At 64.5% G+C, this 16,277-nt stretch carries 15 protein-coding genes; all 15 read right to left on the bottom strand.

Annotated features, from left to right (window positions below; genetic code table 11):
- Positions 1–7: 7 nt before the first annotated feature.
- On the bottom strand, positions 8–1,492 hold the full coding sequence (gene nuoN / locus ODI_RS06895) for an NADH-quinone oxidoreductase subunit NuoN (protein WP_067759047.1): 1,485 nt from the start codon (positions 1,490–1,492) through the stop codon (positions 8–10).
- Between the two features lie 9 nt (positions 1,493–1,501).
- Positions 1,502–2,989 carry an NADH-quinone oxidoreductase subunit M gene (locus ODI_RS06890; RefSeq protein WP_067759402.1) on the bottom strand — a complete coding sequence of 496 codons (1,488 nt, stop codon included), beginning with the start codon at positions 2,987–2,989 and terminating at the stop codon, positions 1,502–1,504.
- Positions 2,990–3,000: 11 nt separating this feature from the next.
- Positions 3,001–5,055, bottom strand: a complete 2,055-nt coding sequence (nuoL, locus tag ODI_RS06885; protein ID WP_067759050.1) for an NADH-quinone oxidoreductase subunit L — start codon at positions 5,053–5,055, stop codon at positions 3,001–3,003.
- Between the two features lie 17 nt (positions 5,056–5,072).
- The gene (gene nuoK, locus ODI_RS06880; RefSeq protein WP_067759053.1) at positions 5,073–5,381 is read right to left on the bottom strand and encodes an NADH-quinone oxidoreductase subunit NuoK; all 309 of its coding nucleotides are present in this window, start codon (positions 5,379–5,381) and stop codon (positions 5,073–5,075) included.
- Positions 5,378–6,061, bottom strand: a complete 684-nt coding sequence (locus tag ODI_RS06875; RefSeq protein ID WP_067759056.1) for an NADH-quinone oxidoreductase subunit J — start codon at positions 6,059–6,061, stop codon at positions 5,378–5,380. The genes nuoK and ODI_RS06875 overlap by 4 nt, the downstream gene beginning before the upstream one ends.
- Positions 6,062–6,078: 17 nt before the next feature.
- Positions 6,079–6,567, bottom strand: a complete 489-nt coding sequence (nuoI, locus tag ODI_RS06870; protein WP_067759059.1) for an NADH-quinone oxidoreductase subunit NuoI — start codon at positions 6,565–6,567, stop codon at positions 6,079–6,081.
- Positions 6,568–6,593: 26 nt separating this feature from the next.
- Positions 6,594–7,667 carry an NADH-quinone oxidoreductase subunit NuoH gene (gene nuoH, locus ODI_RS06865; RefSeq protein WP_067759062.1) on the bottom strand — a complete coding sequence of 358 codons (1,074 nt, stop codon included), beginning with the start codon at positions 7,665–7,667 and terminating at the stop codon, positions 6,594–6,596.
- On the bottom strand, positions 7,667–9,994 hold the full coding sequence (nuoG, locus tag ODI_RS06860; protein ID WP_067759065.1) for an NADH-quinone oxidoreductase subunit NuoG: 2,328 nt from the start codon (positions 9,992–9,994) through the stop codon (positions 7,667–7,669). Before nuoG ends, nuoH begins: the two co-directional genes overlap by 1 nt.
- 17 nt (positions 9,995–10,011) lie before the next feature.
- Positions 10,012–11,394: an NADH-quinone oxidoreductase subunit NuoF gene (gene nuoF, locus ODI_RS06855; protein WP_067759068.1), complete on the bottom strand. Its 1,383-nt coding sequence runs from the start codon at positions 11,392–11,394 to the stop codon at positions 10,012–10,014.
- Positions 11,391–11,885: an NADH-quinone oxidoreductase subunit NuoE gene (nuoE, locus tag ODI_RS06850; RefSeq protein ID WP_067759071.1), complete on the bottom strand. Its 495-nt coding sequence runs from the start codon at positions 11,883–11,885 to the stop codon at positions 11,391–11,393. The genes nuoF and nuoE overlap by 4 nt, the downstream gene beginning before the upstream one ends.
- Before the next feature lie 37 nt (positions 11,886–11,922).
- Complete coding sequence (locus ODI_RS06845) at positions 11,923–13,176, bottom strand: NADH-quinone oxidoreductase subunit D (RefSeq protein ID WP_067759074.1); 1,254 nt, start codon at positions 13,174–13,176, stop codon at positions 11,923–11,925.
- 1 nt (position 13,177) lies between these two features.
- On the bottom strand, positions 13,178–13,798 hold the full coding sequence (locus tag ODI_RS06840) for an NADH-quinone oxidoreductase subunit C (RefSeq protein WP_067759078.1): 621 nt from the start codon (positions 13,796–13,798) through the stop codon (positions 13,178–13,180).
- A 68-nt stretch (positions 13,799–13,866) separates the two neighbouring features.
- A complete protein-coding gene (locus ODI_RS06835; RefSeq protein WP_067759082.1) occupies positions 13,867–14,343 on the bottom strand; it encodes a NuoB/complex I 20 kDa subunit family protein in 477 nt (158 codons plus the stop codon).
- 38 nt (positions 14,344–14,381) lie between these two features.
- On the bottom strand, positions 14,382–14,741 hold the full coding sequence (locus ODI_RS06830; protein ID WP_067759085.1) for an NADH-quinone oxidoreductase subunit A: 360 nt from the start codon (positions 14,739–14,741) through the stop codon (positions 14,382–14,384).
- Positions 14,742–15,085: 344 nt separating this feature from the next.
- Positions 15,086–16,201 carry a porin gene (locus tag ODI_RS06825; RefSeq protein ID WP_067759088.1) on the bottom strand — a complete coding sequence of 372 codons (1,116 nt, stop codon included), beginning with the start codon at positions 16,199–16,201 and terminating at the stop codon, positions 15,086–15,088.
- Between the last annotated feature and the right edge of the window lie 76 nt (positions 16,202–16,277).

Here is a 16,277-nt window from a genome sequence, read left to right as displayed (position 1 = left end):
AAACGCCTTAGAACGACAGCGAGGTGCGGATGGCCTGCACCGACACGGCCATCAGGCCGCCCGGCAGGATACCCAGCAACAGGATCAGGGCGCCGTTCACCGTCATCAGGCCGCGCTGCACGCAGCCGGTGGTCAGTGCCGGCGCGCCTTCCTCGGGCTCGTCGAAGTACATGACCTTCACGACGCGCAGGTAATAGAAGGCGCCGATCAGCGAGAAGATCACCGCCGTCACGGCCAGCCACACGTGACCCGCGCTGACCACTGCCTGCAACACCGCCAGCTTGGCGTAGAAGCCCACCAGCGGCGGCAGGCCGGCCAGCGAGAACATCAGCAGCAGCAGGATCGCGGCATGCCAGGGGCTGCGGCGGTTCAGGCCCTTCAGGTCGTCCAGCCGATCGCATTCGAACCCGTCACGCGACATCAGCAGCACCATGCCGAAGCCGCCCAGCGTCGTCAGCACGTAGACCAGCATGTAGAACAGCGACGCGCCGTAGGCATTGGCCGCGCCGTCGCTCTGGCCGCCCACCACGCCGGCCAGCAGGCCGAGCATGACGAAGCCCATGTGCGAGATGCTGGAATAGGCCAGCATGCGCTTGAAGTTGCTTTGCATGATGGCGGTCAGGTTGCCGATCGCCAGCGACAGCACCGCCAGGATGATCAGCATCGGCTGCCAATCGGCGGCCAGGCCGTGCAGGCTTTCGACCAGCAGGCGCAGCGTGATGGCGAAGGCCGCCAGCTTGGGCGCGCCGCCCAGCACCAGGGTCACCGCCGTGGGCGAACCGTGATAGACGTCGGGCACCCACATGTGGAACGGCACCACGCCCAGCTTGAAGGCCAGGCCGGCCACCAGGAACACCACGCCGAAGACCAGCGCGAGCTGTTCGGCCTGGCCGCTGGCCACCACGTCGGCCACTTCCGACAGGCCCAGCTGGCCGGTGGCGCCGTACACCATGGACATGCCATAGAGCAGGAAGCCCGAGGCCAGCGCGCCCAGCACGAAGTACTTCATGGCGGCCTCGGTGGCCACCACGTTGTCGCGGCGCAGCGCGATGAGCGCATACAGGGCCAGCGACATCAGTTCCAGGCCCAGGTAGATCGAGATCAGGTGACCGGCCGAGATCATGACCATCTGGCCCAGCAGGGCGAACAGCGTCAAGACGTAGAACTCGCCGCCACGCAGCATCTCGCGCTCGAGCGCGTAGCTGCGGCCATAGATCAACGTGACCGCCACAGCCAGGTAGGACGTCACCTTGAGCAGGTGGGCCAGGTTGTCCGTCACGTACATGCCGTGGAAGGTGTCACCCTGCACGCCGTTGTTCCACTGGACCAGCGACAGGACGGTCAGCGCGGCCAGCAGCGCCAGCGACAGCACGTGCGTCAGCTTGTGGGTCACGTCCTTGCTGAAGGCATCGATCAGCAGGATCGCCAGTCCGCCGATGAGCAGGAGGATTTCCGGTGCCGCCAGAGCGAAGTTGAATTGGGATTCCATCATGATCCAGTCTTACAGTTTCGACACAGCGACGTGCTGCAGCAGCGCTTCGACGGAGACGTGCATGACGTCGGTGAAGGGCTTGGGATAAATACCCATGAACAGCACGGCAATCGCCAGCACGCCCAGCATCGCGAATTCACGCGGGTTGAGGTCGGTCATCTCGCGCACGTGGGGATTGGTGATTTCGCCATAGGCCACGCGCTTGACCATCCAGAGCGAATAGGACGCGCCCAGGATCAGGGCCGTGGCGGCCAGCAGGCCAATCCAGAAGTTGTATTCGACGGCGCCCAGAATGACCAGGAACTCGCCCACGAAGCCGCTGGTGGCGGGCAGGCCGGCGTTGGCCATCGAGAACAGCACGAAGAAGGTCACGAAACGCGGCATCACGTTGATGACGCCACCGTAATCGGCGATCTGGCGGCTGTGCAGGCGGTCATACAGCACGCCGATACACAGGAACATGGCGCCCGACACGAAGCCGTGCGACACCATCTGGACGATGGCGCCTTCCATGCCGACCGTGTTGAAGACGAAGAAACCCAGCGTCACGAAGCCCATGTGGGCCACCGACGAATAGGCCACCAGCTTCTTCATGTCGGCCTGCACGATGGCGACCAGGCCGATGTAGATCACGGCGATCAGCGACAGCGCGATCATCAGGCCCGACAGCGTGTGCGAGGCGTCCGGCGCGATCGGCAGCGAGAAGCGCAGGAAGCCATAGGCGCCCAGCTTCAGCATGATGGCAGCCAGCACCACCGACCCGCCCGTGGGCGCTTCCACGTGGGCGTCGGGCAGCCAGGTGTGCACGGGCCACATCGGCACCTTCACCGCGAAGGCGGTGAGCAGCGCCAGGAAGATCAGGATCTGCGGCGTGTGGCCGAGCTTCACCTGGTGCCAGGTCTGGATGTCGAACGAGCCGCCCGAGGCGTGGTACAGGTAGATGAAGGCGACCAGCGTCAGCAGCGAACCCAGGAGCGTATACAGGAAGAACTTGAACGCGGCATAGACGCGGTTCGGTCCGCCCCACACCCCCACGATGATGTACATCGGGATCAGGGTGGCTTCGAAGAACACATAGAACAGCAGGCCGTCCAGCGCGGCGAACACGCCCACCATCAGACCCGACAGGATCAGGAAGGCGGCCATGTATTGCGACACGCGGTTGGTGATCACTTCCCAGCCGGCCACCACCACGATGATGGTGATGAAGGCGGTCAGCAGCACGAACCACAGCGAGATGCCGTCCACGCCCAGGTGATAGAAGACCGAGAAGGTCTCGATCCAGGACGCCTTCTCGACGAACTGCATGTTGGCCGTCGAGGCGTCGAAGCCCGTGTACAGCGGAAGGGTGACCAGGAAACCGGCCACGGCGCCGGCCAGCGACAGCCAGCGGGTGAAGCCGGGACGGTCGTCACGGCCCAGCGCCAGGACCAGCAGGCCAAAGGCTATCGGTACGAAGATCGCAAGCGTGAGCCAGGGAAAAGTAGAAGATGCCATCTCGCTTGCCATCAGTATTTGATCAACACGAAGAACGAAACCAGGGCCATGATGCCGACGATCATCGCGAACGCGTAGTGATAGATGTAGCCGGACTGCACATGGCGGCTGATCGAGGCGATCCAGCCCACCAGGCGGGCGCTGCCGTTGACCAGCAGGCCGTCGATGAGGCGGCGGTCACCCACCTGCCAGAAACCCTGGCCCAGCAGGCGCGCGCCGCGCGCGAAGATCTGCTCGTTGACCCAATCGACGTAGTACTTGTTTTCCAGGACCTTGATGACGCCCGACAGGCTGCGATGGATCGCGGCAGGCACGGCGGGGTTGATCAGGTAGCAGTACCAGGCCACCACGGCGCCGCCCAGCGCCAGCCAGAACGGCAGCGTGACGAAGGCGTGGATGCCGTAGGCCATCCAGTCGTGCCAGTGCGAACCCAGCTCTTCCATGGCCGGGTGCGCCGGCAGCACGGTGATCACACCGTCGAAGAAACCGCTGAAGAGCATCGGATCGACCACCAGCGCGCCGATGATGACCGAGGGAATCGCCAGCAGCACCAGCGGCAGCGTGACGACCCAGGGCGACTCGTGCGGCTTGCCGCCATGATGCCCGTGGCCGTGGTCGTCATGGCCGTGGGCGTGGTCATCGTGGCCGTGCGCGTCGTGGGCATGGTCGTCATGACCATGGCCGTGGCCTTCGCCGAAGCGTTCCTTGCCGTGGAAGACCAGGAAGTAGACGCGGAAGGAGTACAGCGAGGTGACGAAGACCCCGATCAGCGTGGCGTAGTAGGCGAAGCTTGCGCCCCACACATTGGCCGCGCCTGCCGCCTCGATGATGTGCTCCTTGGAGTAGAAGCCCGAGAAGAACGGCGTGCCGACCAGCGCCAGCGTGCCCAGCAGGAAGGTGATCCAGGTGATGGGCATGTACTTGCGCAGGCCGCCCATGTTGCGGATGTCCTGGTCATGGTGCATGCCGATGATGACCGAGCCCGCGCCCAGGAACAGCAGCGCCTTGAAGAAGGCGTGGGTCATCAGGTGGAAGATCGCGACCGAGTAGGCGGAGGCGCCCAGCGCCACCGTCATGTAGCCCAGTTGCGACAGCGTGGAGTAGGCCACCACGCGCTTGATGTCGTTCTGGATGATGCCCAGGATGCCCAGGAACAGCGCGCCGATGGCGCCGATCACGATGATGAAGGACAGCGCGGTGTTCGACAGTTCGAACAGCGGCGAGAAGCGGGCGACCATGAAGATGCCCGCGGTCACCATGGTGGCCGCGTGGATCAGCGCCGAGATCGGCGTCGGACCTTCCATCGAATCGGGCAGCCAGGCGTGCAGCGGCACCTGGGCCGACTTGCCCATGGCGCCGATGAACAGGCAGATGCAGGCCACCGTCAGCAGCATCCAGTCGGTGCCCGGCAGGTTCAGGCCGGCCAGCTTGTCGCTTTGGGCGAACACTTCGCCGTAGTGCATGGTGCCCGTGTAGGCGAACAGCAGGCCGATGCCCAGCACGAAGCCGAAGTCACCCACGCGGTTGATCAGGAACGCCTTCATGTTGGCGAAGATCGCCGTGGGGCGCGTGTACCAGAAGCCGATCAGCAGGTAGGACACCAGGCCCACCGCTTCCCAGCCGAAGAACAGCTGGACCATGTTGTTGGACATGACCAGCATCAGCATCGAGAAGGTGAACAGCGAGATGTACGCGAAGAAGCGCTGGTAGCCGGGATCGTCGGCCATGTAGCCGATGGTGTAGATGTGCACCATCAGCGAGACCGAGGTGACGACCACCATCATCATGGCCGACAGCGGATCGATCAGGAAACCGATTTCCAGCTTGGTCGAACCGATCAGGCTCCAGGTGTAGACGGTGCCGTCGAAGGTGTTGCCGGCCAGCACGTCCTTCAGCACGAACACCGAACCGATGGCCGACAGGGCCACCAGCAGGATCGTGAGGGAGTGCGCGCCGCGGCGGCTGACCGCCCGGCCCAGGAAGCCGGTGCCGAACAGGCCCGACAGGATCGCACCCAGCAAGGGAGCCAGGGCAATGAAGAGATAGAGGGAAATTGCGCTAGACATGTTCTTCTGTGTTCCCGTCAGCCCTTGAGGCGGTCGAGCTCGTCGACGTTGATCGTGTTCAGGTTGCGGAACAGCAGCACCAGGATCGCCAGGCCGATGGCGGCCTCGGCGGCGGCCACGGTCAGGATGAAGAACACGAAGACCTGACCGGCGGTGTCGCCAAACCAGCTGGAGAACGCCACGAAGTTCATGTTGACGGCCAGCAGCATCAGCTCGATGGACATCAGCAGGATGATGAGGTTGCGGCGGTTCAGGAAGATGCCGAACACGCCGATCGCGAACAGGATCGCGCCCAGGATCAGGAAATGGGGCAGCGTCAGGGTCATTTCTTTTCTCCTTGGGCGGCGTGCGCAGCGGCGGTGGGCGCGGCAGCGCCTTCAACCGACGCCTCGGCGGCCGGCGCCTCCGTGGGCTTCTCGACCTGCGGGGCGATCTTCACCATGCGGAAGCGGTCCTTGGCCTTCACGCGCACGGCGGCGGCCGGATCGTTGTAGCGCACGTCGTTGCGGCGGCGCAGCGTCAGCGCGATGGCCGCGACCATGCCGACCAGCAGCAGCACGGCGCCGACCTCCACGCCATAGACGTACTGGCTGTACATGGCCTCACCCAGCGTACGGGTGTTGTTGTAGTCGTCGGCCTGCTGGAAGGCGGGGCCGATGTCGGACCAGGACGAGGCCAGCACGAAGCCCATTTCCACGACCATGATGAGACCGATGGCCAGGCCCAGCGGCAGGTAGGTCCGCAAGCCCGTGCGCAGGGAATCGATGCGGATATCCAGCATCATCACGACGAAGAGGAATAGCACCATGACCGCGCCGACGTAGACGACGACGAGCAGCAGGGCCAGGAACTCGGCGCCGAGCAGCATCCAGATCATGGCGGCGTTGAAGAACACCAGGATCAGGTGGAGCACGGCGGTGACCGGGCTGGTGGCGGTGATCACGCGGAACGCCGCGTAGACCAGCACCAGGGCCAGCACGTAGAACAGGATGGTGGTGAATGTCATGTCGTGTCGGCCTGCGATCAGCGATAAGGCGCGTCGGCTGCGCGACGCTGGGCGATTTCGTTCTCGTAGCGATCACCGACCGCCAGCAGCATGTCCTTCGTGAAGTACAGGTCGCCGCGCTTCTCGCCGTGGTATTCGTGGATGTGCGTCTCGACGATGGAATCCACCGGGCAGCTTTCCTCGCAGAAGCCGCAGAAGATGCACTTGGTCAGGTCGATGTCATAGCGCGTGGTGCGGCGGGTGCCGTCGTCACGCACGTCCGACTCGATCGTGATGGCCACGGCCGGACAGACGGCTTCGCACAGCTTGCAGGCGATGCAACGCTCTTCGCCGTTGGGATAACGGCGCAGCGCGTGCAGGCCGCGGAACCGCGGCGAAGTCGGGGTCTTTTCCACCGGGTAGCGCAAGGTGACCTTGCGCTTGAAGAAATACTTGCCCGTCAGGCGCATGCCCTTGAGCAGTTCGGTCAGCATCAGGCTGCCGAAGAAATCCTTGATCGCTTCCATAACTCTTGCCTTTGTGCTCGGTCGCTTCAGTGCCAGATGTTCCAGGGCGTCTGCATCCAGATCGCCACCACCACGAGCCAGACGCCCGTCAGTGGGATGAAGATCTTCCAACCCAGACGCATGATCTGGTCATAGCGGTAACGCGGGAACGATGCGCGGAACCAGATGAACAGGGACACGACGAAGAAGGTTTTCAGGCCCAGCCAGATCCAGCCCGGGATCCAGTTCAGCGGCGCGATGTCCACGGGCGCCATCCAGCCGCCCAGGAACATGATCGAGGCCAGGGCCGACAACAGGATCATGTTGGCGTATTCACCCAGGAAGAACAGGGCGAAGGCCATGCCCGAGTACTCGACCATGTGGCCGGCCACGATTTCCGATTCGCCTTCCACCACGTCGAAGGGGTGGCGGTTGGTTTCGGCCACGGCCGAGATCACGTAGATGACGAAGAGCGGCAGCAGCGGCAGCCAGTTCCAGGACAGGAAGGTGATGCCGCGCTCGGCGAACCAGCCGCGGCCTTGGCCCAGCACGATCTCGTTCATGTTCAGGCTGCCCGACACCAGCAGCACCACCACCAGCACGAAGCCGATGGCCAGCTCGTAGGACACCATCTGGGCCGAGGCGCGCAGCGCCGCCAGCAGGGCGTACTTCGAGTTGGAGGCCCAGCCCGCCACGATGACGCCGTAGACGCCGATGGAGGTGATGGCCATGATGTACAGCAGGCCGGCATTGACGTTGGCCAGCACCGCTTCCGGACCGAAAGGCACCACCGCCCAGGCGGCCAGCGCCGGCATCAGGGTGACCACCGGCGCCAGGATGTACAGGACCTTGTTGGCCTGGCTGGGGACGATGACTTCCTTGGTCAGCAGCTTGAAGACGTCGGCGAAGGGCTGCAGCAGGCCGCGATAGCCCACGCGCGTGGGCCCGAGGCGCACGTGCATGAAACCGATCATCTTGCGTTCCCAGTACGTGAGATAGGCCACGCACAGGATGATGGGCACGGCGATGATCAGGATCTTGACGACCGTCCACACCACCAGCCAGGCCGTCGGGCCCAGCAACGCCACGCCTTGGCTTTCAAGAACGTTGAGCCATTCCATCAGGCACGCTCCACCGTCAGTTGACCGAAGGCGCTACCCAGTGCCGCAGTCTGCTCGAAACCGGCCGCGACGCGCACCGCGCCGTCCGCCACGTTGTTGTCCACCGCCAGCGGCAGCGTCACGCTGCCTTGCGCCGACGCCACCCGCACAGCCTGGCCGGCCTCCAGGCCGAGCTTGGCCAGGGTGGCGGCGTTGACCTTCGCCTGGGGCGCGCGCGAGGACGCGGTTGCCTGCAGCGAAGGGGCGCGGCGCACGATGGCGTCGCTGCGGTAGATCGGGAGATCCGCGGCGCGTTCCAGCCCGCCCTGCGCGGGCTTGCCCACGCCGAGCGCGGCCTTGACGTCGTTGGACAGGCGGCCTTCGATGCCCCCCACCAGCGCGGCGTCACGCACGCCCTCGGAGGTTTCGTCGTCGAAGCCCTGCAGTTGCAGCACGTTGCCCAGCACGCGCAGCACCTTCCAGGCCGGACGCGTCTGGCCCAGGGGCGCAACCGTGCCCTTGAAGCTTTGCGCCAGGCCCTGGGCGTTGATGAACGTGCCGGAGGTCTCGGTGAACGGCGCCACCGGCAGCATGACGTCGGCCCATTGTTCGGCCGAAGAACGGTAAGGCGTGAGCGCCACCGAGAACTGCGCGGCCTTCAGCGCCTCCACGGCCTGGGCGCCGTTGTCGGCATCCAGCAGCGGTTCGGCGTGCAGCACGACATAGGCCTTCAGCGGCTCGGCCAGCATGGCCTGCGCGCCCTTGCCGCCCTGCCCCGGCACGGCGCCGGCCAGGTAACCGCCCAGCGTGTTGCCGCCGGCGGTCAGGAAACCGAAACGCGCGGCCACGGCATCGGCCAGGTGGCGGGCGTTGGCGGCCAGCAGGCTGGCCTCGGGCGCGGCGACGGCCTGGTTGCCCAGCAGCACGGCGGTCTGCGTGCCGGCAGCCAGGAATTCGGCGATCTTGCGGGCAGCCTCGCTCGGCTCGACCGCGGCGAAGGCAGCCGGCGTTTCCGTGGACTTCAGGGCAGCCAGCGCCGCGCCGATCTCGGCCAGCGCGCGCGGCAGCGCCGAAGGCGCCACGGTCAGGCGGGCGGCGACCGGCAGCAGCGGATCGTCGGCCAGCGTGTCGACCAGCAGGATGCGCGCGCCGCGCTTGGCGGCCTGGCGCAGGCGCTGGGCGATCAGCGGGTGGTCCTTGCGCAGGACGGAACCCACGACCAGCACGCAGTCGACGGTGTCGAGGTCGGACACGGCCATGCCCAGCCACGGCACGCCAGCACGGGCGGCGTCGAAGGACGCATCGGTCTGGCGCAGGCGGAAATCGATGTTCTCGGAACCCAGCGCGCGCGTCAGGCGGGCCAGCAGCGAGAACTCTTCAGTCGTGGCGTATTCAGTGGCAAGCGCGCCGATCTGGCCGGCGCCGAAGCTGTCACGCACGCGGGTCAGGCCCTGGGCGACGGATTGCAGCGCTTCGCTCCACGACACTTCGCGCCACTGCCCATCACAGCTGCGCACCATCGGGGCGGTCAGGCGGTCTTCGTGCAGGCCTTCGTACGAAAAGCGGTCACGGTCGCTGATCCAGCACTCGTTGACGGCATCGTTCTCGAAGGGCACCACGCGCAGCACACGCTCGCCCTTGACCTGGACGACCAGGTTGGCGCCCAGGCTGTCATGCGGGCTGACGCTGCGGCGGCGCGCCAGTTCCCAGGTGCGGGCCTGGTAGCGGAACGGCTTGGAGGTCAGCGCGCCGACCGGGCAGAGGTCGATCATGTTGCCGGACAGCTCGGACTCGACCGAACGGCCCACGAACGTGGTGATCTCGGAGTGTTCACCGCGGCCCACCATGCCCAGCTCCATCACGCCGGCCACTTCCTGGCCGAAACGCACGCAGCGGGTGCAGTGGATGCAGCGCGACATTTCCTCGGCCGAGACCAGCGGGCCCAGGTCCTTGTGGAACACCACGCGCTTTTCTTCGTTGTAGCGCGACGACGAGCCGCCGTAACCCACGGCGATGTCCTGCAACTGGCACTCGCCGCCCTGGTCACAGATCGGGCAATCCAGCGGGTGATTGATGAGCAGGAACTCCATCACGCTCTTCTGGGCGGACACGGCGCGCTCGGAAGCGGTGTGCACCACCATGCCGTTGGTCGCGGGAGTGGCGCAGGCGGGCAATGCCTTGGGCGCCTTTTCCACGTCGACCAGGCACATGCGGCAGTTGGCCGCGATGGACAGTTTCTTGTGATAGCAGAAATGCGGTACGTACACCCCGAGCTTGTGGGCGGCATGCATCACCATGCTGCCTTCGGGTACTTCGACCTTATTGCCGTCGATGGTCAGTTCAACCATGATCTCTCGTCCAACCTTTACAGGTACTTCGGCACCACACAGCACTTGTGCTCGATGTGGTGTGCGAATTCGTCGCGATAGTGCTTCAGGAAGCCACGCACCGGCATCGCGGCGGCGTCGCCCAGCGCGCAGATGGTGCGGCCCATGATGTTGCCGGCCACCGAGTCCAGCAGGTCCAGGTCTTCCTGGCGGCCCTGGCCGTTCTCGATCCGGTTGACCATGCGATAGAGCCAGCCCGTGCCTTCCCGGCACGGCGTGCACTGGCCGCAGCTTTCCTCGAAATAGAAGTACGACAGGCGCTGCAGCGACTTGACCATGCAACGCGTCTCGTCCATCACGATGACCGCGCCCGACCCCAGCATCGAGCCAGCCTTGGCGATGCTGTCGTAGTCCATGGTGCAGTCCATGATGATGTGCGCGGGCAGCACCGGCGCGCTGGAACCGCCGGGGATGACTGCCTTCAGCTTCTTGCCGCCGCGCATGCCGCCGGCCAGTTCCAGCAGCTTGGAGAACGGCGTGCCCAGCGGGATCTCGTAGTTGCCCGGACGCTCGACGTCGCCCGACACCGAGAACAGCTTGGTGCCGCCGTTGTTGGGCTTGCCGATTTCGAGGTAGGCCGCGCCGCTGTTGCGGATGATCCAGGGCACCGCCGCGAAGGTCTCGGTGTTGTTGATCGTGGTGGGCTTGCCGTACAGGCCGAAGCTGGCGGGGAAAGGCGGCTTGAAGCGCGGCTGGCCCTTCTTGCCTTCCAGCGATTCGAGCAGCGCGGTTTCCTCGCCACAGATGTAGGCGCCATAGCCATGGAAGGCATGCAGCTGGAAATCGAATTCCGAGCCCAGGATGCCCTTGCCCAGGAAGCCGCCGGCGCGGGCTTCCTCCAGCGCCGCTTCGAAGCGCTCGTACACCTCGAAGATTTCGCCGTGGATGTAGTTGTAGCCCACGTTGATGCCCATCGCGTAGGCCGCGATGGCCATGCCCTCGATCACGATGTGCGGGTTGAAGCGCAGGATGTCGCGATCCTTGAACGTGCCCGGTTCGCCTTCGTCGGAATTGCAGACGAGGTACTTCTGGCCGGGGAAGCCGCGCGGCATGAAGCTCCACTTCAGGCCGGTCGGGAAGCCCGCGCCGCCACGGCCGCGCAGGCCCGAGGCCTTCACCTCGGCAATGACGTCCTCGGGCTTCATGCCCGTGGTCAGGATCTTGCGCAGGGCCTCGTAGCCACCGCGCTTGACGTATTCCTGCAGGCCCCAGTTGTCGCCGTCCAGGCCCGCCATGATCTGCGGCGAGATGTGGCGATCATGGAAGCACATGGTGCGGGCGGCATCGTTGCCTGCCGGATCGGGGGCCAGGCCCTGCGAGTAGTTGCGCAGGTCGAAACGTTGGAGATCGAGCGTAGTCATAGTGAAGCGCCTTGGGCTTTCAGATCGTCGAGCATGGCGTCGATGCGTTCCTCGGACATGCGCACGCACATATGGCGGTTGTTCACCAGCAGCACCGGGGAATCGCCGCAGGCGCCCATGCACTCGCCTTCGACCAGCGAGAACAGGCCATCGGCCGTGGTTTCGCGGAAACCGATGCCCAGCTTCTTCTTCAGCAGGTCGGCGGTCTTTTCACCGTCGCGCAAGGCACAGGGCAGGTTGGTGCAGACCGAGATCTTGATCTTGCCGACCGGACGCACGTCGAACATGTTGTAGAACGTGGCGACTTCCTGGACGGCAATGGGCGGCACGCCCAGGTAGTTGGCGACGTCCTCGATCACCTCGGGCGAGACCCAGCCGGCTTCGACCTGAGCAATGCCCAGCGACGCCATGATGGCGGACTGTCTCTGCTCGGCGGGGAACTTGGCGAGTTCCCTGTCGATCTTCTGGTAGGCCTGTTCGGAGAGCAGCATGATTTGAATCCGAAAATAACGGTGCGAGCCGGCCGCCTTAGCGGTCGATCTCGCCGAATACGATGTCCTGCGTGCCGATGATGGTCACGGCGTCGGCGATCATGTGACCGCGCGCCATCTCATCCAGCGACTGCAAGTGCGCGAAACCCGGGGCACGTATCTTCAGGCGGTACGGCTTATTCGCGCCGTCGGCCACCAGGTAGATGCCGAACTCGCCCTTGGGATGCTCGACGGCGGCATAGGCCTCGCCGGGCGGCACGTGGAACCCTTCGGTGTACAGCTTGAAGTGGTGGATCAGCTCTTCCATGGTGGACTTCATGCCGGTGCGCTTGGGCGGCGCGACCTTGTGGTTGTCCGTCATGACCGGGCCGGGATTGTTGCGCAGCCACTCGATGCACTGGCGGATGATGCGGTTGCTCTGGCGCATTTCGGCCACGCGGACCAGGTAGCGGTCATAGCAGTCGCCGTTCACGCCCACGGGCACGTCGAAGTCCATCAGGTCATAGACTTCGTAGGGCTGCATCTTGCGCAGGTCCCAGGCGATGCCCGAGCCACGCAGCATGGGGCCGGTGAAGCCCAGGGCCTTGGCGCGATCGGGATCGACCACGCCGATGCCCACCAGGCGCTGCTTCCAGATGCGGTTGTCGGTGAGCAGCGTCTCGTACTCGTCGACACAGGCGGGGAAGCGGTTGGTGAAGTCTTCGATGAAGTCCAGCAGCGAGCCCGAACGCGCGTCGTTCATGACGCGCATTTCCTTTTCGCTGCGGTACTTGCTGTTCTGGTGCTGGGCCATCGTGTCGGGCAGGTCGCGATAGACGCCGCCCGGACGGTAGTAGGCCGCGTGCATGCGCGCGCCCGAGACCGCTTCGTAGCAGTCCATCAGGTCTTCACGCTCGCGGAAGGCATACAGGAACACCGCCATGGCGCCCACGTCCAGCGCGTGCGAACCCAGCGACATGAGGTGGTTCAGGATGCGCGTGATTTCATCGAACATCACGCGGATGTATTGCGCCCGCAGCGGGGCTTCGATGCCCAGCAGCTTCTCGATGGCCATGACGTAGGCGTGCTCGTTGCACATCATGGACACGTAGTCCAGGCGGTCCATGTAGGGCAGCGCCTGGATGAAGGTCTTGTGCTCGGCCAGCTTCTCGGTGCCGCGATGCAGCAGGCCGATGTGCGGGTCGGCGCGCTGGATGACTTCGCCATCCAGTTCCAGCACCAGACGGAGCACGCCGTGGGCGGCCGGGTGCTGCGGGCCGAAGTTCAGCGTGTAGTTCTTGATTTCAGACATCTCAGCGACCTATCCCGTAGCTGTCCTCGCGGATGATGCGCGGGGTGATTTCCCTGGGTTCGATGGTGACCGGCTGGTACAGCACGCGCTTCTGCTCGGGGTCGTAGCGCATTTCGACGTTGCCCGACAGCGGGAAGTCCTTGCGGAACGGATGGCCGATGAAGCCGTAGTCGGTCAGGATGCGACGCAGGTCGTCGTGGCCCTCGAAGACCACGCCGTACAGATCGAACGCTTCGCGCTCGAACCAGTTCACGCCGGGCCACACGCTGGTCAGCGACGCCAGCACGGGGAATTCCGACGAGGGGGTGAAGGTGCGCACGCGCAGGCGCCAGTTGTGCGTGACGGACAGCAGGTGGATCACGACCGCGTAGCGGCCGGGATAGGCAGGCGCCGTGCCCTGGGGATCACCGACCTTGCCCACGCCATACGTGGAGTAGTCGACGCCACAGAGGTCCACACAGGTCTCGAAGCGCAGGCTGGATTCGTCGCGCAGGCGGGTCGCGACGGGCACCCAGCTTTCGGCGGGCACGGTCAGCGTGAGCTCGCCCAGCGCTAGGGTCAGGGACACCGCGTCGCCGAAGGCGGCTTGCAGATTGTTTTGCAGGGTTTCTAGCCGGGTCATGTCATGTATCGTCGTTACAAGCGATGAGGCCTAGCTGAGGCGGCGGGCCGCGATGGCCCGCGGCACGCTCAGCGGGCGATGGTGTTGGTCTTGCGGATCTTGTTCTGCATCTGCAGCAAGCCGTAGACCAGCGCCTCGGCCGTGGGCGGGCAACCCGGCACGTAGACGTCGACAGGGACAATGCGGTCGCAACCGCGAACCACCGAGTACGAGTAGTGGTAGTAGCCACCACCGTTCGCACAGGAACCCATGGACACGACCCAGCGCGGCTCGGGCATCTGGTCGTAGACCTTGCGCAGCGCGGGACCCATCTTGTTGCACAGGGTGCCTGCCACGATCATCAGGTCCGACTGGCGCGGACTGGGGCGGAAAATGATGCCGAACTGGTCGAGGTCATACCGGGCTGCGCCGGCATGCATCATCTCGACCGCGCAACAGGCCAGACCGAAGGTCATGGGCCACATCGAACCGGTCTTCGCCCAGTTGATGAACTTGTCGGCGTTGGTGGTGATAAAGCCTTGCTTGAGGATGCCGTCTATGGCCATAGCTGTCTCTGTCTCGCTGACTCAGGAACGCGGCGGGATCACTCCCAGTCCAGCGCGCCCTTTTTCCATTCGTAGATGAAGCCGACGGTGAGCACGGCGAGGAACACCATGACCGTCCCGAAGCCGACCATGCCCAACTCGCCCTGCGCAATGGCCCAGGGGAACAGGAAGGCGATTTCCAGGTCGAAAAGAATGAACAGGATGGCGACGAGGTAATAGCGCACATCGAACTTCATGCGCGAGTCTTCGAAGGCCTCGAAGCCGCATTCGTAGGGGGAGAGCTTTTCCGCATAGGGCTTGCGCGGACCGATGGCCGCACCTGCCAGGAGAAGGCCGAACCCCATGAGGGTTGCCACCACGATGAATAGCAGGACGGGAAAGTATTGGTGCAGGTTCATCCAGGAACTTCCGACAAGTGCGCAAACTTATAGATTGTAGCATTCGTGAAGTCTCAAGCACCTGACCGAAGGCTGACGAACAGACAGCCTGCGTGGCGCTTATTCCCCACGACCGCCACCATCCGGTTGATCGGCGACACAGCCATGTCCGCAAGACACACCGTTCCACGGACAAGACAGTTCCCACGCCCGCCACGCCGCCCCAACAGATCGAACAGGCAAATGAAAAAGCCACCTCCGAAGAGGTGGCTTTCTTGAGCGGGCCCGAAGGCCCAGCCCGATCAGGCTTCGACCCGGCCACGAGGACCGGGCTCGGCAGGCGCGGCAGATGCCGCGCTGACCGATTAGAAGCGGTGACGCAGGCCCACGCCGACAGCGGTGCTCTTGACGTCGTCCAGGAACGCGTAGTTCTTGGCGTACGAACCGTAAGCGTACACGTTGGTGCGCTTGGACAGGTCGTAGGTGTAGCCCAGGCTGTAGACGTTCTGGGTGGCGTCGGCAGTGCCGGCACCGTTCGAGACCGACTCGTTGGGGTCAGCACGCTGCCACGAACCGAACAGGCTGCCGGGGCCCACGGGGGCCGACAGACCAACCAGGTACGACTTGACCTTCAGGCCGTCGTTGTAGACGTTCGAGTTGAAGCCCGTACCGTCGATGGTGTAGCCGCCTTGCAGGCTAGGAGCAGCCGAACCGATCCAGCCGTCCTTCGATTGGCCGTAGGCCAAAGCCAGCTTGACCACTTCGAAGTCGTACGTACCGCCGACCAGCCACGCGTTGATGCGATCGCTGCCACGGGCCAGAGCCGAGTTGCCGTTGATGCGGTCATACGAAGCAGCAACGTTCAGGGGGCCGTTGACATAACGCACGCCGGCGTTGATGGCACGATCCTTACGGTTGGTCTGGAATTCGGAGGTATCGCCATCGGCAATATCAAAGGAGTACAGCGCGCCGACCTGGAAGCCACCGAAGCTGGGGGTCAGGTACTTGACGGCGTTGTCATAGCGCAGCGTGGCGGTTTGACCGAAGGACGAACCAATGTGCGATTGACCGTAGGAAGCGGCGAACGGATCGATCGGGCCGAAGAAGTCCGACGACACGTTGGTTTGACGACCGACGGTCAGCGTACCCCAGTTGTCCGAAGCCAGGCCCAGGGTGGCTTGACGACCGAACAGGCGGCCGCCTTGGCCCGAGCGGCCGGTACGCGAGTTGAAGCCGCTTTCCAGCGTGAAGATGGCGCGCAGACCGTCACCCAGGTCTTCCGAGCCACGCAGGCCCCAGCGCGAACCGCTTTGGGTGCCATCGATCAGACCGGTGCGCGAAGCCTTTTCCAGTCCACCACCCTTGACTTGCTGGTAGCCGACGCCAACGTCAACGATACCGTACAGGGTCACCGAGGTTTCCGCTTGGGCGGCACCAGCGAAGCCGGCCAGCACGGCGGCGGCGAGCAGAGTCTTTTTCATTTAAGAAATCTCCGAAGATTTGAGTGACTGGAGCATCGGGTAGATCATCAAACCCGCTACCCCGCTAACTCCGCGA

This window comes from Orrella dioscoreae (genome assembly GCF_900089455.2).
GTDB classification, from domain to species: Bacteria; Pseudomonadota; Gammaproteobacteria; order Burkholderiales; family Burkholderiaceae_B; genus Orrella; species Orrella dioscoreae.
The sequence above is the reverse complement of the archived record's forward strand: the minus strand, read 5'-3'. Positions and strand labels throughout refer to the sequence as shown.